This is a genomic window from Arthrobacter sp. 10T44 (genome assembly GCF_056393885.1).
In genome coordinates this window covers 49,204-68,904 of the sequence record NZ_JBFTGT010000011.1, presented here as the reverse complement: position 1 = coordinate 68,904, position 19,701 = coordinate 49,204, and the positions used below count along the sequence as shown (strand labels likewise).

Genomic DNA, 19,701 nt, shown 5'->3' with positions numbered 1-19,701 from the left:
GCGGTTATGTCCAAAACCACGTCCTCACGCCTGCCCGGAGAGGTCTTGACGCACCGTCAGACCATCACCGTCATGGTGGGCCTCATGCTCGGCATGTTCCTGTCCTCCCTGGACCAGACGATCGTGTCCACGTCGATCTACACCATCGCCAACGACCTGGACGGCCTCTCGCTGCAGGCCTGGGCAACGACGGCGTACCTGATCACCTCCACCGTCAGCACGCCGCTTTACGGCAAGCTCAGCGACATCTTCGGACGGCGGCCGCTCTACCTCGCCGCGATCCTGATCTTCCTGGCCGGCTCGCTCTACGCCGGCTCAGTCCACTCGATGACCGAGCTCGCGATCGCCCGCGGCATCCAGGGCATGGGCGCCGGCGGCCTGCTGGCCCTCGCGCTGACCATCATCGGCGACATCGTGGCGCTGAAGGACCGCGCCAAGTTCCAGGGCTACTTCATGTCCGTCTTCGGCATCTCCTCCGTGCTGGGCCCGGTGATCGGCGGCGCCTTTGCCGGTTCCGCCAACATCCTGGGCTTTGACGGCTGGCGCTGGGTCTTCTTCATCAACATCCCGATCGGCCTGGCCGCCCTCGCCGTCGTCTTCCTGTACCTGCACCTGCCGGCCAAGCACCTGAAGCAGAAGATCGACTACTGGGGCGCCGCCGCCATCACCCTGGCGATTGTGCCGTTGCTGCTCGTCGCCGAACAGGGCCGGACCTGGGGCTGGAGCTCCACCGGGGCCTTCCTCTGCTATGGACTCGGCATCATCGGCATCGTCGCGTTCCTGCTGGCCGAGAAGCGCGCCGGCGACTACGCCCTGATCCCCCTCCGGCTGTTCCAGAACATCACCTTCGGGCTCTCCTCGCTGCTGAACTTCATCATCGGCGTCGGCATGTTCGGTGCGATCGCGATGCTGCCGATGTACCTCCAGCTGGTCAAGGGCCTCACCCCCACCGAGGCCGGGCTCATGATGATCACCTTCACGGTGGGCATCCTCACCGGGTCCATCACGGCCGGCCGGACCATTTCGGCGTCCGGCACCTACCGGATCTTCCCGATCCTGGGCACCGCCGTGTTGACCGCGGCCGCCGTCGTTATGGGACTCTCGCTGGGCGTGGATACGCCGCTCTGGGTCCCCGGCGCGATTGCTGTGTTCTTTGGCCTGGGCCTGGGCTTCTGCATGCAGCCGCTCACCCTCGCCATGCAGGTCTCCGTTCCGGCTAAGGACATGGGCGTGGGCACCTCCTCCGCTGCGTTCTTCCGCTCCATGGGCGGTGCCGTGGGGACCGCGGTGTTCATCTCGATGCTGTTCAGCCTCGCGGCGGACAAGATCGCCACCGGCATGAAAGCCGCCGCGCAGAACGCGGACTACCTCAAAGTGCTCAAGGACCCGGCCGTTGCCGCCGACCCCGCGAACGCCAAGCTTTACGAGTTCTTCAAGAACGGAGCCAGCAACGACTCGCTGAACGACACAAGCTGGCTGCACACCGCGAACGCCAGCCTGACCCGGCCGATCACCGAAGGATTCGCCCAGTCGATCGACGCCGTCATGCTCACCGCCGCCGTGCTCACCGGCATCGCCTTCCTGATCAGCTTCGCGCTGCCGAACAAAAAGCTCACGGACCCGAAGGCCGCCGCCAAGGAGGCCGTCCCCGCGCACTAGGGCACACGCCGCAGCACGTCAGGGCAGGCAGTCTTTTGGACTGCCTGCCCTCGCTTTTGGCCGCCGGGACGCGGCCTTCCAGGGCCGCCGACGTCGAAAGCGGGTCCGGCGTGACGCCGCCGGTGGGCCGCGCGGCGCACCTCCTCCGGAATTGTAAGCTTGCTCTCATTTTCCCGTCCTGTGACGTGCATCGCGGCATCCCCGGTGTCAGACTGGGTAGCTGCGGCGTGAGCCGCTGACCACGAATTGCCGAGGGAGCCACATGACCACCACCCAAGACCAGACCGTCGCCAAGATCCCCAAGCGGGTCATTTGGCTGGCCGTGGCGGGCGCCGTTGGCGGCTTCCTCTTCGGCTTCGATTCCTCGGTTGTCAACGGCGCAGTCGACGCCATCAAGGAGGAATTCGCGCTCAGCGAGGCCGTGACCGGGTTCGCCGTCGCCGTCGCCCTGCTTGGCTGCGCGGCCGGCGCCTACCTGGCCGGCAAGGTCGCGGACCGTTACGGCCGCATCCCCGCCATGAAGCTCGGCGCGCTGCTGTTCCTGGTCAGCGCCTTCGGCACCGGCTTCGCGTTCGGCGTCTGGGACCTGATCTTCTGGCGCCTCGTCGGGGGCCTGGGAATCGGCCTCGCCTCGGTGATCGCCCCGGCCTACATCTCCGAGATTTCACCCCGCCACGTGCGCGGACGGCTGGCGTCGCTGCAGCAGCTCGCCATCACCACCGGTATCTTCGCGGCGCTGCTCTCCGACGCCGTGTTCGCCAACTTCGCCGGCGGCGCCGACCAGAACCTGTGGTTCGGCATCGAGGCCTGGCGCTGGATGTTCATTGCCGGCGCCGTCCCCGCCGTCGTCTACGGCTGGATCGCCTTCACGCTTCCCGAATCGCCGCGGTTCCTCGTGTTCAAGGGCAAGGACGAGGAAGCCCTCAAGGTCTTCGAATCCATCGCGCCGGACGAGGACACCGACCGCCACCTGCGTGACATCAAGAAGGCCATCGAGGAGGACAAGCTCGCCGGCCAGAAGGGCTCCCTGCGCGGCAAGGCGCTTGGCCTGCAGCCGGTGGTGTGGATCGGCATCATCCTGTCGGTGCTGCAGCAGTTCGTCGGCATCAACGTGATCTTCTACTACTCCACGACGCTCTGGAAAGCTGTGGGCTTCCAGGAGAAGGACTCGCTCACGATTTCCGTGGCGACCGCGATCACCAACATCCTGGTCACCCTGGTCGCCATCGCACTGGTAGACCGGATCGGCCGCCGCCCCATCATGCTGGCGGGTTCCATCGGCATGGCCGTCTCGCTGGCCACCATGGCCTTCGCCTTCGGATCCGCCACCGGATCCGGCGATGCGATCACGCTCCCGGGCGCCTGGGGCCCCGCCGCCCTGGTGGCCGCCAACGTCTTCGTCATCAGCTTCGGCGCCTCCTGGGGCCCGCTGGTCTGGGTGCTGCTGGGGGAAATCTTCCCGTCCCGGATCCGCGCCCGCGCCCTCGGCCTGGCCGCGGCGGCCCAGTGGATCGCGAACTTCGCCATCACGCTGAGCTTCCCCGTGATGGCGGCAGCCTCGCTGCCGCTGACCTACGCCATGTACGCCTTGTTCGCGGCGGCGTCGTTCTTCTTCGTGATGTTCAAGGTGCCGGAAACCAACGGCATGGCGCTGGAGCACGCGGAGACGCTGTTCGTGCCGAAGGGTTCCGCCAAGAAGTAGCCCCCGCGGCATTGCACGAACAAAAAGTTGAGGCCCATGTTCCGCGGAACATGGGCCTCAACTGTAGGTCCGGCGGGTTAGACCAGGTGCGGCTCGTGCGTGCTCAGGTACCGCCGCCCGCCGAGGACCACCGCGATCGCCAGCGCCATGGCGACGGCCGCGGCGAAGAACGGAACCTGGGGCCCGAAGTGTTCACCCAGCTGCGCCGCGGCGAACGGCGCCAGTGCGCCGCCCATCCAGCGCACGAAGTTGTACCCGGCCGAGGCCACGGGCCGCGGCGAGTCGGAGACGCCCATGGCCAGCTCGGTGTAGATCGTGTTGTTGATCCCCAGCAGGGCGCCGGAGGCCACCACGAGGACGACGACGGCGGGCACCGAGTGCCCCGCGGCCAGGCCGAGGCCGGCCAGGTCCAGGAGCAGCAGCGCGAGCGTGCCGCTCAGCACGCGGACAGCCCCGAAGCGCCGCTGCAGCGCGGGGGCGACAAACACCGAGAAGACGGCGACGGCGACACCCCAGCCGAAGAACACGCCGCCGATCCCGTAGGCGTCCATCCCCAGGATGAACGGGGTGAAGGCGAGGATGGTGAAGAAGCCGTAGTTGTAGAACAGCCCGCTGGCCGCCGTCGTCCGCAGGCCCTTGTGGCCCAGCGCCAGCAGCGGGTCCCGGAGCCGGACCTTCCGTTCCGGCAGCGGGGTCTTGGGCAGCAGGGCGATCAGGGCGATGAAGGCCGAGGCCATCAGGACGGCGGTGCCGAAGAACGGGGCACGCCACTGCCACCCACCGAGCAGGGCGCCCAGCAGCGGGCCGAGTGAAATGCCCAGGCCCAGCGCCGCCTCGTAGAGGATGATGGCGGTCCCGGCGCCGCCGCTGGCGACGCCGACGATCACGGCCAGGGCGGTGGCGACGAAGAGGGCATTGCCCAGCCCCCAGCCGGCACGGAAGCCGACTAGTTCGGTCACGCTGCCGGAGAGACCGGACAGCGAGGCGAACACCACGATGATGGCGAGGCCGGCCAGCAGCGTGCGCTTGCCGCCGATCCGGGAGGAGACGAAGCCGGTGATCAGCATGGCGATGGCGGTGACCATGAAGTAGCTGGTGAACAGCAGGGACACCTGGCTGGGGGTGGCGTCAAGGTTCTTGGCGATGGCGGGCAGGATGGGATCCACCAGCCCGATTCCCATGAACGCGAACACCGCCGCCAGGGCCGTGGCCCAGACCGCCTTGGGTTGCTTGAGTAGCGAGGCTTTTTCGGCCTCAAGGGTTGATGTTGCTTCCGGCGCGGGGGCCGTGAGCTGGCCGTCCATGGAGGGCGCTCCTAAGGTTGTGGGTTCTTGCTGTCGTTGTTCCTGGCAGGCAGTGGCCTGGCTGTCAGGGCTGCAGGCTCTCGTTGATCTTGCCGATCACCGGGATGGCGGCCGCGAGGGCCTGCCGTTCCGCATCGGTGAGTGAGCCGAGGATCCCTGCCATGACCGCGTTGCGGCGGGTGTTGGCCGATTCGACGGCGGCGTGGCCCTCGGCGGTGAGCTTGACGCGGACGGCCCGGGAGTCGGCCGGATCCGCCTCACGCCGGACCAGCCCGGCCCTTTCGAGCTTGATGATCTGCTCGGTGGCGCTGGGAACCTTGACCCCGAGGTTGCGGGCAATCTCACCCACCCGCACGCCGTTGGCCCCGGCGCTGTCTTGGGCGCTGTCTTCGGAGCTGTCCAGCAGCATCTTGAGAGTGCTGAGCTGGGCGGCGCTGAGTTCGCCGTCGGCGTCCAAGCGCCGGACCAGGTAGATGCTGTGGCGCAGGGCTTCCCGGAAATCCCGGGAGAGGGCGAGCAGGCCGGGATCCGGCAGCGGGTGTTCACTCATACTTAGGGAGCCTAACAGTTAGGCGGCCTAAGAGTCAACGGTGCGGCTGCCGCCGGCGCGGCCGCTAGAGCAGCAGCTTCATGCCCTCATGGCTGGCCGCGAACCCCAGCCGCTCGTAGAATCGGTGCGCCGCTGTCCGCGACTTATCCGTGGTGAGCTGCACCAGGGAACAGCCACGCCGCCGCGACTCCCCGAGCGCCCACTGCACCATCGCGGCGCCGACGCCCTGGCCCCGCAGTTCGCCGGCGACCCGCACGGCCTCGAGCTGGGCACGCCACGACCCGCGCCGGGACAGCCCGGGCAGGAAGCTGAGCTGGAAGGTCGCCACCACCCGGGGCCCGGCGCCGCGCTCCGGTGTCAGTTCCCCCACCAGCAGCAGGTGGGCCGGATCGGCGTCGATCGCGTCGAAGGCCGTCTGGTACGGCGCCAGATCCGCAGCATCCTCGCGCGAGGAGCCCAGCTGGTCGTCGGCGAGCAGCCGGAGAATGGCGGGCAGGTCCGCGCGGGCGGCGGGGCGCAGCCGGAACGTCCCGCCGTCGACGCCGAATGTTAGCAGGGCGGCCTGGTCCGCCGAATTTGTAGTCACCCGCCCAGCTTGCCATGACGCAACGATGAAACGTTCGGCAGGGGGCCCGGCCTTCGAAGCTGTACCTTAGAAAGGCTGATTTGTAACCGCCGTCACCAATGCGGCGGACCACACGAAGGATTGTTGACATGCCCGAACAGATAACCGCGGAGCAGAGAACTGCCTCCAGCCGGGACACCGAGCCCCACCTTGCACGCTCGTTGAGCAACCGGCACATCCAGCTCCTGGCCATCGGCGGCGCCATTGGCACCGGCCTCTTCATGGGCTCCGGCAAGACCATTTCCGTGGCCGGACCGTCCGTGATCTTCGTGTACATGATCATCGGCTTCATGCTGTTCTTCGTGATGCGCGCCATGGGCCAGCTGCTGCTGTCCAACCTGAACTACAAGTCCTTCAGCGACTTCGCCGGCGACCTGCTGGGCCCCTGGGCCGGGTTCTTCACCGGCTGGACCTACTGGTTCTGCTGGGTGGTCACGGGGGTGGCGGACGTGATCGCGATTGCCGGCTACGCCGAGCAGCTCTGGCCCGGCATCCAGCTGTGGGTCCCGGGGATCGCGACCATCATCATCCTGCTCCTGCTGAACCTTCCGACCGTCAAGGCCTTCGGTGAGACGGAATTCTGGTTCGCCCTGATCAAGATCGTGGCCATCGTGGCGCTGATCGCTGTGGGCCTGGTTATGATCTTCACCGGCTTCCATTCCAACGCCGGCACCGCGGGCTTCAGTAACCTGTGGAGCCATGGCGGCCTGTTCCCCAAGGAGTTCATGGGCTTCGTGGCCGGTTTCCAGATCGCCGTGTTCGCCTTCGTGGGCATCGAGCTGGTGGGTACCGCCGCGGCCGAAACCAAGAACCCGGAGCACAACCTGCCCCGCGCCATCAACGCGATCCCGCTGCGCGTCATGCTGTTCTACGTGGGCGCCCTCATCATCTTGATGTCCGTCACCCCGTGGACCGGCTTCAAGGCGGGCCAGAGCCCGTTCATCGCCATGTTCTCCCTCGCCGGGCTCGGCATGGCCGCCACGGTGGTGAACCTTGTGGTGCTGACTTCCGCGATGTCCTCGGCCAACTCCGGCATCTACTCCACCTCCCGGATGGTCTACGGCCTGGCCAACGACGGCGACGCCCCCAGGCTCTTCGGCCGCCTCTCCAGCCGCAAGGTCCCGCAGAACGCGCTGTTCCTGTCCTGCGTGCTGCTGCTGGCCGGCGTCGCGCTGCTGTATGCGGGCAAGGACGTGGGCGTGGCCTTCGACATGGTCACCACCGTGTCCGCCGTCTGCTTCATGTTTGTCTGGAGCATCATCCTGGCCAGCTACCTCGTGTTCCGGAAGCGCCGGCCGGAACTGCACGCGGCCTCGACGTTCAAGATGCCCGGCGGCATTCCCATGGTGTGGGTCGTGTTTGCGTTCTTCGCGTTCCTGGTCTGGGCGCTGACCACGCAGCCGGACACCCTTGTGGCCCTGCTGGTCACGCCGCTCTGGTTCGCGGTCCTGGGTGCCGCGTTCGCCGTCGTCCGCCGCTCGCCGCTGCACCAGGCGCGCGTGGCCGAATGGAAGGCGATGGCCGACGGCGAAACCGCCGCCGCCAGCCGCGTCTGACGCTTCGGCAGCTCCTGCCGGGCCTGCCGGTCCTGCCGGCCCTGGGGCGACGCCCGCGCAGATCCACGGCCTAAACGACGGGCCCTCCCTCACCTGGTGTGAGGGAGGGCCCGTTGTTTTTCCGCGAAAGGTGAGGGAGCGTCCGGCTAGACGGCGGCCTTGGCTTCCTCGACGAGGGCACAGACGGCCGGGAACAGCGGATGCCCCGAGTCCAGGCCGGTGATCTTCGTCGTGGCGTCCTCCGGGGTGGAGGAGTTCAGGATCTGCGCCAGCTCCACGGCCTCGGCGTCGGCCGGGTCGTTGAAGCGCAGCGCGGCGGCGATTGCACCGAGCAGTGCCTCGGGGACAATCCCGCGCTCGGCCAACTCCGCAGCGGGACCGATGAAGCGCTCGTGCCGGCTGAGCTTGCGCAGCGGTGCCCGCCCCACCCGGTTCACGGTGTCCGGAAGGTGCGGGTTGGAGAACCGGCCGAGGATCTTCTGCACGTAGGCTTCCTGCTCCTCGCGGTTGAAGCCGTGCTTGGCCACCAGCAGTTCCTTGGTCTCGTCGAGCACTGCGCGCACATCGGCGGCGACGTCCTGGTCCGCCATGGCCTCGGAGATCTTGGACAGCCCGGCTTCGAAGCCGAAGTACGCGGCCGAGGCGTGCCCGGTGTTCACGGTGAAGAGCTTCCGCTCGATGTAGGGCGCCAGGTCGTCCACGAAGGTCGCCCCCGGAATGGCTGGTTCCTTCCCCGCGAACGGGGTCCGGTCGATGACCCACTCATAGAACGTCTCCACTGTGACGTCCAGGCCCTGCCCGGCCTCTTGGTTGGGCACGATCCGGTCCACCGCCGTGTTGGCGAACACGGCGGCGGCATCCAGCGAACCGGCGGCCGGATCCCATTGGGCGGAAATTTCGGACTTCAGGATGTCGGTCGCGTTGATCGCGTTCTCGCACGCCATCACCTGCAGCGGCGCCAGCCCGGCCGGCCGGGCCGCGATCCCCTTGGCGATCACGGGTGCCACGAACTTCAGGATGTGCGGGCCCACCGCGGTGGTGACGATGTCCGCCGTCGCGATTTCCGCGACGACGTCGGCTTCCTGGGTGCCGGAGTTCAGCGCGCGGAAGTTGTCCACCGTGCGCACGGCCGGGCTGTCCCCCACCTCGTGGACCTGGTAGCTGTCCGCCGCGGCGAGCTGGGTGATGAGGGCATCCGCGACATCCGCGAACACCACCTCATACCCGGCCTCGTGCAGCAGCAGTCCGACGAATCCACGGCCGATGTTTCCGGCTCCGAAATGAACAGCCTTCACTAGGAATTTACCTTTCCGAACAGGTCGAGCACTTCGTCGACGGTGGTGGCCGCCTCCAGCTGCGCGACCTGTGCTTTGTTGGTGAAGACCTTGGCGATCGAGGAGAGGATCTGGAGGTGCTCGTTGTTGATGCCGGCGACGCCGACGACGAACTTGACCTCTTTGCCGTTCCAGTCGATGCCGTTCGGGTAGCGGATCACCGAGACCGCGGACTTCATGATGTGGTCCTTGGCGGCGTTGGTGCCGTGCGGGATCGCGAGGTAGCTGCCCATGTAGGTCGAGACGGATTCCTCGCGCTCATGCATGGCGTCCAGGTAGCCGGCGTCGACGGCGCCGCGGTCCAGCAGCAGCCGGCCCGCCTCGTCGATCGCAGCGTCACGGGTGGTTGCCGTTCCGCTGAGGATCACGCTGTCGGCCACCAGGATGCCGGACGGCCCGGCTTCGGGCTCCGCTTCCGGAGCGGATGCCGTTGCCACGGTCGCACCCGTTCCCGCACCCGCCATCGCACCGGAGGCGTCGGCCGGCGCGTTGCTGGTCCGGACCAGCTCCACGATCTCGTCGTACCGCGGCGAGTTCATGAAGTTGTCCACCGAGACGTGGACGGCGCTGGACGTCGCGGGCTTGGCCCGTTCGGTCAGGTCCTGGTGCGTGATGACGACGTCGTAGGTGTCGCTCAGGTTCGCGATCGCGGAGTTGGTGACCTTGACGTCCGGGTAGCCGGCGGCCTTGATCTTGTTCCGGAGCACCGAGGCGCCCATGGCGCTCGAGCCCATGCCGGCGTCGCAGGCGAAGACGATGTTCTTGACCGGACCGGCCAGCACCGCGACGCCGCCGGCGCCCGCACCGCCGCCCACGAGGGCGGAGGAGACGGAGCTCTTCTTGCCCTTCATGGCTTCCATCCGGGTGGTCGCGGCGCCAAGTTCGTCACCCTCGACGTCCTTGCTGGACTTGAGGATGACGGAGGCAATCAGGAAGGACACGGTCGCGGCCAGCAGCACGGACAAGGCCACGCCGAAGTAGCTGTCCGGCGGGGTCGCGGCGAAGACCGCGAGGATGCTTCCCGGGGCGGCCGGGGAGCGCAGGCCCGCACCGGTCAGGACGAGGGTGAAGATGCCGGTCATGCCGCCGCCGATCGCGGCGAGGATGATGATCGGCTTCATCAGCACGTACGGGAAGTAGATTTCGTGGATGCCGCCGACGAACTGGATCAGGGCGGCGCCGGGGGCCGAAGCCTTGGCCATGCCCTTGCCGAAGATCATGTAAGCGAGCAGGACGCCCACGCCCGGGCCGGGATTGGCCTCAAGCAGGAACAGGATGGACTTGCCCTGGGCGAGCGCCTGTTCGGTGCCCAGCGGGGTCAGGATCCCGTGGTTCACGGCGTTGTTCAGGAACAATACCTTCGCGGGCTCGATGAAGATGCTCGTGAAGGGCAGCAGGCCGTTGTTGACCAGGAACTCGACGACGGCGCTGGCGCCGTTGCTGAAGGCCTTCACCACCGGGCCAATCACCAGCATGCCGAAGATGGCCATGACGGCGGCGACGATGCCCGCGGTGAAGTTGTCGATCAGCATCTCGAAGCCGGGCTTGACCTTGTTCTCCCAGAGGCTTTCGATCTTCTCCATGATCCACGCCGTCAGCGGCCCCATGATCATGGCGCCGATGAACATCGGGATGTCCGTTCCGACGATCACGCCCATGGTGGCCGCCGCGCCGACCACGCCGCCGCGCACGCCGTAGACCATGCGGCCGCCGGTGTAGCCGATCAGGAGCGGCAGCAGGTAGGTGATCATCGGGCCGACCAGCTTGGCCAGGTCGGCGTTGGGGGTGAAGCCCGCCGGGATGAAGAAGGCGGTAATGATGCCCCAGGCGATGAAGGCGCCGATGTTGGGCATGATCATTCCGGACAGGAAGGTGCCAAATTTCTGCACACCGACCCTGATACTGGTCCGGGGTTTCGCAACGGTCTCTGTTGCCATGTGATTTCCTAACCGTGATTCCTGCTGCACCGCAGGATTGTCCGATATTTTCGACGAGCTAGCTGGTGGAACTGGTGGAGATCCGGTGGAGCCATTCGAGAAAGAGCTTGAGTTCAGAGCTGGACAGCTGGTCCGAGTGCGAGGCCTGCAGCGCCGCATTCAGGGCGATGGCCGCTACCACTACCGGGGACTTCCCGGAGTCTTCCGGCCCGGCTTGCCGGGCCTGTTCCGTGGAGACCGCGAAGATCATCGCGTCGCGGGTCATGGCGGAGAGCTCGAGGTTGCGCTCCGGTGCCTTCTCCGTGATCAGCATGAGGGTCACGCCCACGTTCGCAGCCAGGATGCTCCTCGCCGCCTCCCGGGGCGGGACGTTGAGCTGGCCGGCGACCGCGGCCTTGTTCAGCATTTCCTCCATGAGCGCCTCGGCGTCAGCCACAACGGCGGGACGGCTCTCGGGGCGGATGTTGCCGAACATGACGAGGTACAGTTCCGGCTGCTTCAGCCCGAATTGCACGTGCTGGTCCCACATCCGCCGGATGTCCTCCAGCGGCTGCCCGGACGGAGCGAAGTCTCGCTCGCCGGCCACGTACTCCTCGAATCCTGCCGCCACAACGGCGTCGAAAAGCCCCTCCTTGTCACCGAAGTGGTGATACAGGGTGGGGGCAGTCACCCCCGCCAGCTGCGTGATCTGGCGCGTGGAAACCGCGGCTCCCCCGGACTTGGCCAGCAATCCCGCAGCTGCACGCAGCAGCCGGATTTTGGGCGGTAGCTGGCCTTCGATACTCATAACCGCTACCCTAGCACCTATAGCAACGCTATATGAAGTGCATCACATACACTTTTTTCAGGTACCGCAAGTTGCCGGTTGACGTAGTGGACAGCCGCAGGAAATCTAGGATCTAGCGGTTCAGTGGCGGCACCTGGACTGACTTACTGGCTCACGGCAGAGAATGAGGACTTTCAGTGCAGAACTTCCAAGGAGTAGGCGTCAGCCCCGGCCGGATCATCGGCACCATCCGGCAGATGCCGAGGCCGGTCAGTGAGCCGCCGGCGGGCGAACAGCTTCCGGCCGGCGTCTCCCCCGAGGAGGCCACGGCGGCCCTGAAGGCGGCGGCGAAGGCCGTGCACGACGAGCTCAAGGCGCGGTCCGAGACGGTCAGCGGCGACGGCAAGGCCGTGCTGGAGGCCACCGCGCTGATGGCGACCGACACCATGCTGCTGAAGTCCGCCGCCAAGCTGATTGGCCGCGGGACCTCCAACCAGCGCGCCATCTGGGAAGCCGGCGCGTCCGTCTCGGAGATGCTGCACAACCTCGGCGGCTACATGGCTGAGCGGGCCACCGACGTCCTGGACGTGCGGGCGCGGATCGTGGCCGAGCTGCGTGGCGTGCCCGCCCCGGGCATCCCCTCCGCCGCCACCCCGTTCATCCTGATTGCGGAGGACCTGGCGCCGGCGGACACGGCCACGCTCGATCCCGAAAAGGTGCTCGCACTGCTGACCGCCGGCGGCGGCCCGCAGTCGCACACCGCGATCATCGCCCGCTCCCTCGGCCTGCCCGCAGTCGTCGCTGCCGCCGGCGTCGACGCCTTGCCGGACGGCACGGAGGTCTACGTCGACGGGGCCGCCGGGACCATCACGGCTGAACCGGACGACGCCCAGCGCGCCGCCGCGGAGCATTGGGCCGCGACCGCGTCGCTATTGGCGGACTTTGACGGTACCGGTGCGACGGCGGACGGCCACCTCGTGCCGCTCTTGGCCAACGTGGGCGGGGCGAAGGATGCCGTGGCCGCGGCCGGGCTCAACGCCCAGGGCGTGGGCCTGTTCCGGACCGAGTTCTGCTTCCTCGAACGGGATACCGAACCCACCGTGGAGGAGCAGGCCGCCGCCTACAAGGGCGTCTTCGACGCCTTCCCCGGCAAGAAAGTGGTGCTCCGCACCCTCGACGCCGGCGCGGACAAGCCGCTCCCGTTCCTGACCGACGCCACCGAGCCCAACCCGGCCCTTGGCGTCCGCGGTTACCGGACCGACTTCACCACCCCGGGAGTGCTGGAACGCCAGTTGCAGGCCATCGCCCTGGCGGAGCAGGAATCCGAGGCGGACGTCTGGGTGATGGCACCGATGATTTCGACGGCGGAGGAAGCCGCACGATTCGCGTCCCTGTGCGCTGCCGCCGGGATCAAGACCCCCGGCGTCATGGTGGAGGTGCCGTCCGCGGCGCTGACCGCGGAGGCCATCCTGCGGGAAGTGTCTTTCGCGAGCCTGGGCACCAACGACCTGACCCAGTACGCCATGGCCGCGGACCGGCAGCTGGGCCCGCTCGCCGCGCTGAACACCCCGTGGCAGCCGGCCGTGCTCCGGCTCGTGGGCCTGACGGTCGAAGGTTCCGCCGCCGAAGGCCACGGCAAACCGGTGGGCGTCTGCGGTGAGGCCGCGGCGGATCCTGCCCTCGCCGTCGTGCTGACCGGGCTGGGCGTCACGACCCTGTCGATGACGGCGCGTTCCATCGCGGCCGTGGCAGCGGTGCTGAAGACCGTGACCCTGGCCGAGGCGCAGGAGCTGGCCAAGCTGGCACTTTCCGCCCCGAGCGCCACAGAGGCGCGCGCCTGGGTCCGGGCCAAGCTGCCGGTGCTGGAAGAACTGGGTCTGTAACCGGAACGTGAGGCCCTACCCGGGGCGCTAGGATGCACTCCATGACACTGATTGCTCCCCGGGTGACCGCCGGGCTTCCTGCCGAAGACGCACAAAAACTCAAGTACGCGCTCAACGGCAGCAACGACATCACGGTCTTCGTCGACGGCACCGTGCACCGCCTGCCGCCCGCGGCAAGGGACGCCGTCGTCGACCTGCTGGGCCGCTTCAGCCGGGGCGAGTCGGTCACCGTCAGCAGCGTGGAGGAGATGCTGACCACGTCGAAGGCGGCGGAGCTGGCGGGCATCTCGCACACGTACCTGCGGAACATGACGGACCGCGGCGAGATCCCGGTCGAGTACCGCGGCACGCACCGGCGGATCCGGCTGGCCGACATCATGGCGTGGCTGGAGACGCAAAAGAAGAAAACCGCCGCGGAAAATGCGGCACCTGAGGCCGTCGGCGACTCAGCTGACAGCAAAGACAGCGGCGGCGCGGATGCTTCGTGACGGCGTGATAAGGATCAAACAACGATCCCGTCCCGGCGCGGAAACGCGGCAGAGGCCGGGGTTACGCTTGAATTGTGGGTAAGTTCAGAGGGTGGCACATCCTGGCCGGCATCGCCGCCATGGTGCTCACCGGCATCCTCGGAACGGTGATGGGGCTGAACAACACCGCGGCGTTCATGGCCAGCTGCGTCGCATTCGTGGCCGTCGCCCTGTGGATGGACAGCCGGATATCGCGCCGGAGGCGCACAGCGCGGGAGACTGCGCCCGATGCGCTTCGGGAGGCGGCGCGGCCGCTGGCCTCCCGCCCCGACAGCGAGCAGGACTCCGCCCTCCGCGACGACCGCTAGCCGGGGCAGCCTAGATCCTTGGCCTTTGGGCCCAGCGCCGCGCCTTCAGCGCCGCGTGCAGTTCCAGCCGGACTATTCCCTTGAGCGGGTCGACGCCCAGCACCTGGCGGATCCTGCCGAGCCGGTTGTAGATGCTGCTCCGGTGCAGGTGCAGCTTGGCCGCCACCTCCTGGACCGAACTGTCGTTGTCGTAGAAAAGCTCCAGCACCGGCAGCAGTTCACCGTTCCGGTCGTGGTCCTCCAGCATCCGGAAGTACACCGAGCCCGCATCCGCCCAGGCTCCGGCCCCGCCGCCGGCCGAGGCCAGCAACTGGTAGAGACCGGTGGCACGGCAGTCCACCAGCTCGCCCAGCTGGGGGTCCACGGCCGCGGCCTGCGCCGCCTGCCGGGACTGCCGGTACGCCTCGGCCAGTTCCCGCGGCCGGGAGAAGCCCTCGGAGGTGCCGAGGATGATCCGGCGGACCGGTCGGCCCGCGCGCTTGGCCAGTTCCAGCTGGTAGTGGACCAGCACCTGGGCGTGGTTGGCCCGTCCGGTGGATTCCTTGAACAGCACGACGGCGTGTGTCTCGGTCCCCGCGCTGAACAGTGCCGCGTCCACACCGATGGTGGCCTGCAGCGCGGCGGACCTGTGGATCAGTGTGGAGGCGATCGGGTCCGAACCCTCCGCCCAGCCGTCGGCGTCGAGGATGGTCACCAGCTGCCACGGCCCGCGGCCCTGCACTTCCTTCCAGCCCGCGACGGCGGCGACGGCGTTCGCCTCGCCCCGGCAGGCGGCGAGGAACTCCTGTTCGCGCCGGCGGCGGAACTCGGATTCGGCAGTGTTCGAGTCCAGCAGCAGGGCGGAGAGCTCCTCCAGCTCGCGCGCCACCTCCGGCAACTGGGCCAGGACGGTGCCCGCGGTGGGCTCCGCGGCGTCGAGCTGGACCCAGAGGTAGCCCACCCGGAATCCGCGGACCAGCAACGGGACACAGACGCGCCCCAGCATGCCCAGTTCCTCGTTGGCCGGCACGACGACGGGCCGCACCGCCGTCGCGATGCCGTGCGAGAGCTGCCAGGCGCTGACGTCCGCCGCGACGCGCTTGCTGAGCAGGAAGTTCACCCGGACCCGGTCCGCGTGCGACTGGTTGGAGCTGTAGGCGAGCAGGACGCCGTCGAGGTCTTCGAGCGAGAGCCCGCGCCCGAGCCGCTGGGCCACCCGCTCCACGAGCTGCTCTACGTCCTGCTGCTGCATGCTGCCACATTACTGCCCCGCGGGTCCCGGAGCCGAACGGAACGGCGACGAACAAGAGGCGACACCTGACGTTTCCTGACTCGACAGTTGTCGAGCCGAGCTTTTGGAAATTCCCGGAAACACGCGGTTGCGGCGTGGGGCGGGACCGGCGGCCCTGTCGCCTGCCTCACAGCCGGTTCTATTCTGGAATCACGACTTCCCCCGCACACCCGGCCCGCGCGGCCACCACCACTGGAGCCCAAAAATGATCATCGGCGTCCCCAAAGAGATCAAGAACAACGAATTCCGCGTCGCCATCACGGCCGCCGGCGTGCACGAATTCCGCCACCACGGCCACACCGTCCTGGTCGAGCGCGGCGCAGGCCTGGGCTCCGGCATCACGGACGAGGAATACGCCATTGCCGGTGCCGAGATCGTCGCCGAAGCGGACGACGTGTGGTCCCGCGCCGACATGGTCATGAAGGTCAAGGAGCCGGTCAAGGCCGAATACCACCGGTTCCGCAAGGGCCTGATCCTCTTCACCTACCTGCACCTGGCCGCCGAGCCGGAACTGACGCAGGAGCTCATCAACTCCGGCGTCACCGCCATCGCCTACGAGACCGTGCAGGAAGGCCGTACGCTGCCGCTGCTGGCCCCGATGTCCGAGGTTGCCGGCCGCCTGTCCGTGCAGGTCGGCGCCACCTCGCTGATGGCTCCGGCCGGCGGCAAGGGCGTGCTGCTCGGCGGCGTCCCGGGCGTCCGCCCGGCCAAGGTCGTAGTCCTGGGCGCCGGCGTGGCCGGCACCAACGCCGCCGCCATGGCCCTGGGCCTCGGCGCCGACGTCACCATCCTGGATATCAACATCAACCGGCTGCGCGAACTCGACGCCCAGTACCAGGGCCGCCTGAAGACGGTCGCCTCCAACGCCTACGAGATCGAGAAGTCCGTGGTCGACGCCGACCTCGTGATCGGTTCCGTGCTGATCCCCGGCGCCAAGGCCCCGAAGCTGGTCACCAACGAGCTCGTCTCCCGGATGAAGCCCGGCTCGGTGCTGGTGGACATCGCCGTGGACCAGGGCGGCTGCTTCGAGGACACGCACCCCACCACGCACCAGGAACCGACGTACAAGGTCCACAACACGATCTTCTACTGCGTCGCCAACATGCCCGGCGCCGTGCCGAACACCTCCACCTACGCCCTGACCAACGTCACGCTGCGCTACGCGGTTTCGCTGGCCAACCTGGGCGTCAAGGCCGCATTTGAGCGCGACGCCGCCCTCGCTGCCGGCCTCAACATCGCCGCCGGCCAGGTTGCGCACCGCTCGGTCTCCGAGGCGCACAACCTGCCCCTGGTCGCGGACTGGCACGAGCTGGTCTCCGCGTAAGTTCCACCGGCATCGGCTGCTCCGTGAACGCCCTTTTGGACCCCCCAAACGGCGTTATCGGAGCAGTCGATGGGTGTTTAAACGAGCTCCCGGGCCTGTTCGATCAGCCGCAGCACTTCGACGGCGTCGGCGGGATCCACCGGGAGCGGCAGAGCCGAGGACGTGCCGCCGTCGATGATTTTCTCGGCGAGGATCCGGTAAAACTCCGGGTACGCGCCGCGTTCGGTGGGCAGGCGGTCCAGGTGGCCGTCGCGGCCCAACAGGCCGGCCCACTCGCGGTCCTCCACGCCGTAGGCTGCGTCGAGCGGACTCCCGCCGGCGGCGAGATAAGGCTCCTGCGGGTCCACGCCGTGTTTGGTGAAGCCGCCGTCGCTGCCCAACAGGCGGTAGCGCGGCCCCTGCTGGGCGCACAGCAGGTTCATCGAGAGGTGGCTCGTCACCCCGGAATCATGCCGCAGGGCCACGAAAACGTCGTCGTCCGCCCGTTCCCCGGGCCGCCGGGCCGCCAGTTCCGCGTGGATCACGGCGGCAGGGCCGAAGAGCGCGAGCGCCTGGTCCAGCAGGTGCGTGCCGAGGTCGAACAGCACCCCGCCGCCGTCGTCGGGGGTGGCCGCCGCCTTCCACGCTTTGGTGACCTTCGGCGCCCAGCGCTCGAAGCGTGATTCGAAGCGAGTGACCGTGCCCAGGACGCCGCTCTCCAGCAGGGCGCGCACGGTCAGGAAATCGCCGTCCCAGCGCCGGTTCTGGAAGGCGGTGAGTACGCGGCCCAGCCGTGCGGCCAGGTCCATCAGCTCCCGGCCCTCGGCGCTGCGCACCGTGAAGGGCTTGTCAACGACGACGTCGAGGCCCGCCTCCAGCGCGGCTTTGGCCAGCGGGTAGTGGGTGGCCGGCGGAGTCCCCAGCACCAGCAGGTCCAGCCCGCCGGCGAGTTCGAGGACGGCGGCCGGGGTATCGACGACCCTGGCCGCCGGGTAGGCCGCGGCGGCCGTCGCCTTCCGGCCCGCGTCGGAGGTGGCAATGACGTCGAGGGAAAAAGCCGGGTTGGCCGCGATCAGCGGCGCGTGGAACACGCTGCCGGAGAGGCCGAAGCCGGCGACTGCGGTGCGGACGGGCGGGGAGGAAGGTGCCATGCGTCCACGTTACCCGCCCGCCCGGGGCTCCCTCAGGCCCGGCAACAACGCAGGCGACCCTCCCCCGCAGAGTGGGGAGGGTCGCCTGGATTGCTGCCCTAGGTGAGGGAGCGTCGGAAGGGAAGGCTTACTTCTGCCAGCCGACGAGGCTCCAGTCCGGGGTCTGGAACAGGGACGCGCCATAGTTGGCAAGGCCCGTGCGTGCGAAGTAGATCTGCGGGCCGTTCATGATGACGCCCATGGAGAAGTACTTCGCCATGTGCTTCTTCTCGACCTCCATGGCGGCCTTGTTGCGCTGGGCATCGTCCTGGATGGAAGCGAGGTCCTTGATTTCCTTGTCCAGTTCGGCGTCGCCGAGCTGGTTTTCGTTGGTCTTGGAATCGTAGAACTGCTTCACACCTGAGGTTGCGTCCGAGCCCACGGTGTAGCCGCTGATGGTGAGCTGGAAGTCGCGGCTGCCCACAACCTTGCCGAAGTCGGCGTCGCCGCGCTGGTCGATGCCGACGTCCATGCCGGCGGCCTGGAGCTGCTTCTGCAGGGTCTGCACGGTGGCGAGCGAGGTGGGGTCGTCACCGAAGTTGGTGATCTTGAAGGAGACGGGCTTTCCGGCCTTCTCCATGATGCCCTTGGCGTTGGGGGCGTAGCCGGCCTCGGTCAGGGCCTTCTTCGCCGCGTCGGCGCCAACATCCTTGACCGGGTAGTTGTCCTGGTAGTACTTGGAGAACGGCATCAGCATCATCGATCCTGAGCTTTCCTCTTCCCAGTTCAAGCCACCGAAGCGCACGGCGCGGATGGCCGGGCGGTCGACGGCGGTGAAGATCGCCTTGCGGACGGCGACGTCGGTCAGCGGGGCCTTCAGGGCGTTGAGGTTCAGGCCGCCGGCGAACAGACGCTGGCCGCGGCGGACCTCGGAGTTCTTGGAGCCTTCGAGCTGCTTGTACTTGGTCAGCGTGCGGCCGTCAGCCATGTCGATCTCGCCGTTCTTGAACGCTGCAATCTCGGCGCTGGCCTCGAGCTGGCGGAAGACCACCTTTTCCAGAACCGGCTTTTCGCCCCACCACTTGTCGTTCGGGACCATGGTGACGGTCTTCGCCGCGGAGTCGAACTTGTCGACCTTGAACGGGCCGGCCATCCACTCGGGGTGCATCTGGCCGGAGAACCCGGTGTTGAAGAGCTCCGGCGTGTTGACGGTCTGCGGGATGAAGCCGCCGAAGATGTCGCTCAGCGGGTAGACCGGCTGGGTGGTGGTGGCAATGACTTCCTTGTCGCTGCTGCCGGCCTTGACGGAGTCGATGAACTCGTAGGCACCGGACGAGACAATGTCGATGTCCTTGTTCTTGCCGTTGAGCATCTTCCAGGTGTTGACGAAGGTAGCGGCGTTGATGGGGGTGCCATCGTTGTACACGGCCTTCGGGTTGATCTTGATGGTGATGGTCTGCTTGCCATCCTTGACCTCACTCTTGAAGTCTTCGCAGAAGTTTTTGTTCAGGTTCGCGGTGCCGTCGAAGTCGAGCTTCCAGCAGCCCACGTAACCGGCTTCGTCGATCGGGTAGTGCAGCTCGGTGTTGTCCGCGGAGTTACCCGCATTGGAGAAGCCGTTGAAGTCCGGGCCGATGTTGCCGACCGGCAGGGTCACGGTGCCGCCCTGCTTCAGTTCGTCGGCCTTCTTGGCGTTGACGCTGACGAGCTTGTTGAGGTCGCCGTTGGCGTCCTGGGCCTTGGCGCTCTCGGCGGTCGTGGTGGCGCCGCCTCCGCCGCATCCGGTCAGCGCGAGGGCTGCCACTACGGCGGCCACCCCGCCGATCTTGGTCAGATTCTTCATAATG

Annotated in this window: 16 protein-coding genes; 7 read left to right on the top strand and 9 right to left on the bottom strand. The window is 67.6% G+C overall.

Annotated elements, in window-relative coordinates; translation table 11 throughout:
• The first annotated feature begins 6 nt into the window (after positions 1-6).
• Both AC1DBL_RS15665 and AC1DBL_RS15660 read left to right on the top strand, forming a co-directional pair.
• Positions 7-1,659, top strand: coding sequence for an MDR family MFS transporter (locus AC1DBL_RS15665; RefSeq protein WP_476926442.1), 1,653 nt, complete (start codon positions 7-9; stop codon positions 1,657-1,659).
• 262 nt (positions 1,660-1,921) lie between these two features.
• On the top strand, positions 1,922-3,361 hold the full coding sequence (locus AC1DBL_RS15660; RefSeq protein WP_476926441.1) for a sugar porter family MFS transporter: 1,440 nt from the start codon (positions 1,922-1,924) through the stop codon (positions 3,359-3,361).
• Positions 3,362-3,438: 77 nt separating this feature from the next.
• Here the strand turns inward: AC1DBL_RS15660 and AC1DBL_RS15655 are convergent, their stop codons facing one another.
• From AC1DBL_RS15655 to AC1DBL_RS15645, 3 genes are all read right to left on the bottom strand, one after another.
• A complete protein-coding gene (locus tag AC1DBL_RS15655) occupies positions 3,439-4,665 on the bottom strand; it encodes an MFS transporter (protein ID WP_476893407.1) in 1,227 nt (408 codons plus the stop codon).
• Between the two features lie 64 nt (positions 4,666-4,729).
• On the bottom strand, positions 4,730-5,215 hold the full coding sequence (locus AC1DBL_RS15650; RefSeq protein ID WP_476926440.1) for a MarR family winged helix-turn-helix transcriptional regulator: 486 nt from the start codon (positions 5,213-5,215) through the stop codon (positions 4,730-4,732).
• Between the two features lie 64 nt (positions 5,216-5,279).
• Positions 5,280-5,801 carry an N-acetyltransferase family protein gene (locus AC1DBL_RS15645; RefSeq protein ID WP_476917629.1) on the bottom strand — a complete coding sequence of 174 codons (522 nt, stop codon included), beginning with the start codon at positions 5,799-5,801 and terminating at the stop codon, positions 5,280-5,282.
• A 128-nt stretch (positions 5,802-5,929) separates the two neighbouring features.
• Here AC1DBL_RS15645 and AC1DBL_RS15640 point away from each other — a divergent pair, with 128 nt between their 5' ends.
• Positions 5,930-7,396: an amino acid permease gene (locus tag AC1DBL_RS15640; RefSeq protein ID WP_476926439.1), complete on the top strand. Its 1,467-nt coding sequence runs from the start codon at positions 5,930-5,932 to the stop codon at positions 7,394-7,396.
• A gap of 146 nt (positions 7,397-7,542) precedes the next feature.
• Here the strand turns inward: AC1DBL_RS15640 and AC1DBL_RS15635 are convergent, their stop codons facing one another.
• Genes AC1DBL_RS15635 through AC1DBL_RS15625 form a run of 3 tightly spaced genes read right to left on the bottom strand, consistent with a single transcriptional unit; the run spans position 7,543 to position 11,454 of the window.
• Positions 7,543-8,691 (bottom strand): mannitol-1-phosphate 5-dehydrogenase, encoded by a 1,149-nt coding sequence (locus AC1DBL_RS15635; RefSeq protein ID WP_441419241.1) that lies wholly within the window; start codon positions 8,689-8,691, stop codon positions 7,543-7,545.
• Positions 8,691-10,667 carry a PTS mannitol transporter subunit IICBA gene (locus tag AC1DBL_RS15630; protein WP_476926438.1) on the bottom strand — a complete coding sequence of 659 codons (1,977 nt, stop codon included), beginning with the start codon at positions 10,665-10,667 and terminating at the stop codon, positions 8,691-8,693. Before AC1DBL_RS15630 ends, AC1DBL_RS15635 begins: the two co-directional genes overlap by 1 nt.
• 58 nt (positions 10,668-10,725) lie before the next feature.
• Entirely contained in the window at positions 10,726-11,454 is a 729-nt protein-coding gene (locus AC1DBL_RS15625) for a TetR/AcrR family transcriptional regulator (protein ID WP_441419239.1), read from the bottom strand.
• 176 nt (positions 11,455-11,630) lie between these two features.
• Between AC1DBL_RS15625 and ptsP the strand changes: the two genes are divergently transcribed.
• The 3 genes from ptsP to AC1DBL_RS15610 all read left to right on the top strand — a co-directional run bounded on the left by ptsP (position 11,631) and on the right by AC1DBL_RS15610 (position 14,151).
• Positions 11,631-13,316, top strand: a complete 1,686-nt coding sequence (gene ptsP / locus AC1DBL_RS15620) for a phosphoenolpyruvate--protein phosphotransferase (protein ID WP_441419238.1) — start codon at positions 11,631-11,633, stop codon at positions 13,314-13,316.
• A 41-nt stretch (positions 13,317-13,357) separates the two neighbouring features.
• Positions 13,358-13,804 carry a helix-turn-helix domain-containing protein gene (locus AC1DBL_RS15615; protein ID WP_476926437.1) on the top strand — a complete coding sequence of 149 codons (447 nt, stop codon included), beginning with the start codon at positions 13,358-13,360 and terminating at the stop codon, positions 13,802-13,804.
• Positions 13,805-13,878: 74 nt separating this feature from the next.
• A complete protein-coding gene (locus AC1DBL_RS15610) occupies positions 13,879-14,151 on the top strand; it encodes a hypothetical protein (protein ID WP_441419236.1) in 273 nt (90 codons plus the stop codon).
• Between the two features lie 10 nt (positions 14,152-14,161).
• Here AC1DBL_RS15610 and AC1DBL_RS15605 read toward each other — a convergent pair whose 3' ends face one another.
• Positions 14,162-15,382 (bottom strand): PucR family transcriptional regulator, encoded by a 1,221-nt coding sequence (locus AC1DBL_RS15605; RefSeq protein ID WP_476926436.1) that lies wholly within the window; start codon positions 15,380-15,382, stop codon positions 14,162-14,164.
• A gap of 244 nt (positions 15,383-15,626) precedes the next feature.
• Here AC1DBL_RS15605 and ald point away from each other — a divergent pair, with 244 nt between their 5' ends.
• Positions 15,627-16,745: an alanine dehydrogenase gene (ald, locus tag AC1DBL_RS15600; RefSeq protein WP_441419234.1), complete on the top strand. Its 1,119-nt coding sequence runs from the start codon at positions 15,627-15,629 to the stop codon at positions 16,743-16,745.
• 77 nt (positions 16,746-16,822) lie between these two features.
• Here the strand turns inward: ald and AC1DBL_RS15595 are convergent, their stop codons facing one another.
• Together AC1DBL_RS15595 and AC1DBL_RS15590 are read right to left on the bottom strand one after the other, a co-directional pair.
• Positions 16,823-17,875, bottom strand: a complete 1,053-nt coding sequence (locus AC1DBL_RS15595) for a Gfo/Idh/MocA family protein (protein WP_476893401.1) — start codon at positions 17,873-17,875, stop codon at positions 16,823-16,825.
• 127 nt (positions 17,876-18,002) lie between these two features.
• Complete coding sequence (locus AC1DBL_RS15590) at positions 18,003-19,697, bottom strand: ABC transporter family substrate-binding protein (RefSeq protein ID WP_476909661.1); 1,695 nt, start codon at positions 19,695-19,697, stop codon at positions 18,003-18,005.
• Positions 19,698-19,701: the final 4 nt, after the last annotated feature.

What these genes read in the sequence shown, in the direction of transcription:
- AC1DBL_RS15665 (WP_476926442.1), top strand. Translation starts at nt 7, where the DNA reads ATGTCCAAAACCACGTCCTCACGCCTGCCCGGAGAGGTCTTGACGCAC.
- AC1DBL_RS15660 (WP_476926441.1), top strand. Translation starts at nt 1,922, where the DNA reads ATGACCACCACCCAAGACCAGACCGTCGCCAAGATCCCCAAGCGGGTC.
- AC1DBL_RS15655 (WP_476893407.1), bottom strand. Translation starts at nt 4,665, where the DNA reads ATGGACGGCCAGCTCACGGCCCCCGCGCCGGAAGCAACATCAACCCTT.
- AC1DBL_RS15650 (WP_476926440.1), bottom strand. Translation starts at nt 5,215, where the DNA reads ATGAGTGAACACCCGCTGCCGGATCCCGGCCTGCTCGCCCTCTCCCGG.
- AC1DBL_RS15640 (WP_476926439.1), top strand. Translation starts at nt 5,930, where the DNA reads ATGCCCGAACAGATAACCGCGGAGCAGAGAACTGCCTCCAGCCGGGAC.
- AC1DBL_RS15630 (WP_476926438.1), bottom strand. Translation starts at nt 10,667, where the DNA reads ATGGCAACAGAGACCGTTGCGAAACCCCGGACCAGTATCAGGGTCGGT.
- AC1DBL_RS15625 (WP_441419239.1), bottom strand. Translation starts at nt 11,454, where the DNA reads ATGAGTATCGAAGGCCAGCTACCGCCCAAAATCCGGCTGCTGCGTGCA.
- AC1DBL_RS15615 (WP_476926437.1), top strand. Translation starts at nt 13,358, where the DNA reads ATGACACTGATTGCTCCCCGGGTGACCGCCGGGCTTCCTGCCGAAGAC.
- AC1DBL_RS15605 (WP_476926436.1), bottom strand. Translation starts at nt 15,382, where the DNA reads ATGCAGCAGCAGGACGTAGAGCAGCTCGTGGAGCGGGTGGCCCAGCGG.
- ald (WP_441419234.1), top strand. Translation starts at nt 15,627, where the DNA reads ATGATCATCGGCGTCCCCAAAGAGATCAAGAACAACGAATTCCGCGTC.
- AC1DBL_RS15595 (WP_476893401.1), bottom strand. Translation starts at nt 17,875, where the DNA reads ATGGCACCTTCCTCCCCGCCCGTCCGCACCGCAGTCGCCGGCTTCGGC.
- AC1DBL_RS15590 (WP_476909661.1), bottom strand. Translation starts at nt 19,697, where the DNA reads ATGAAGAATCTGACCAAGATCGGCGGGGTGGCCGCCGTAGTGGCAGCC.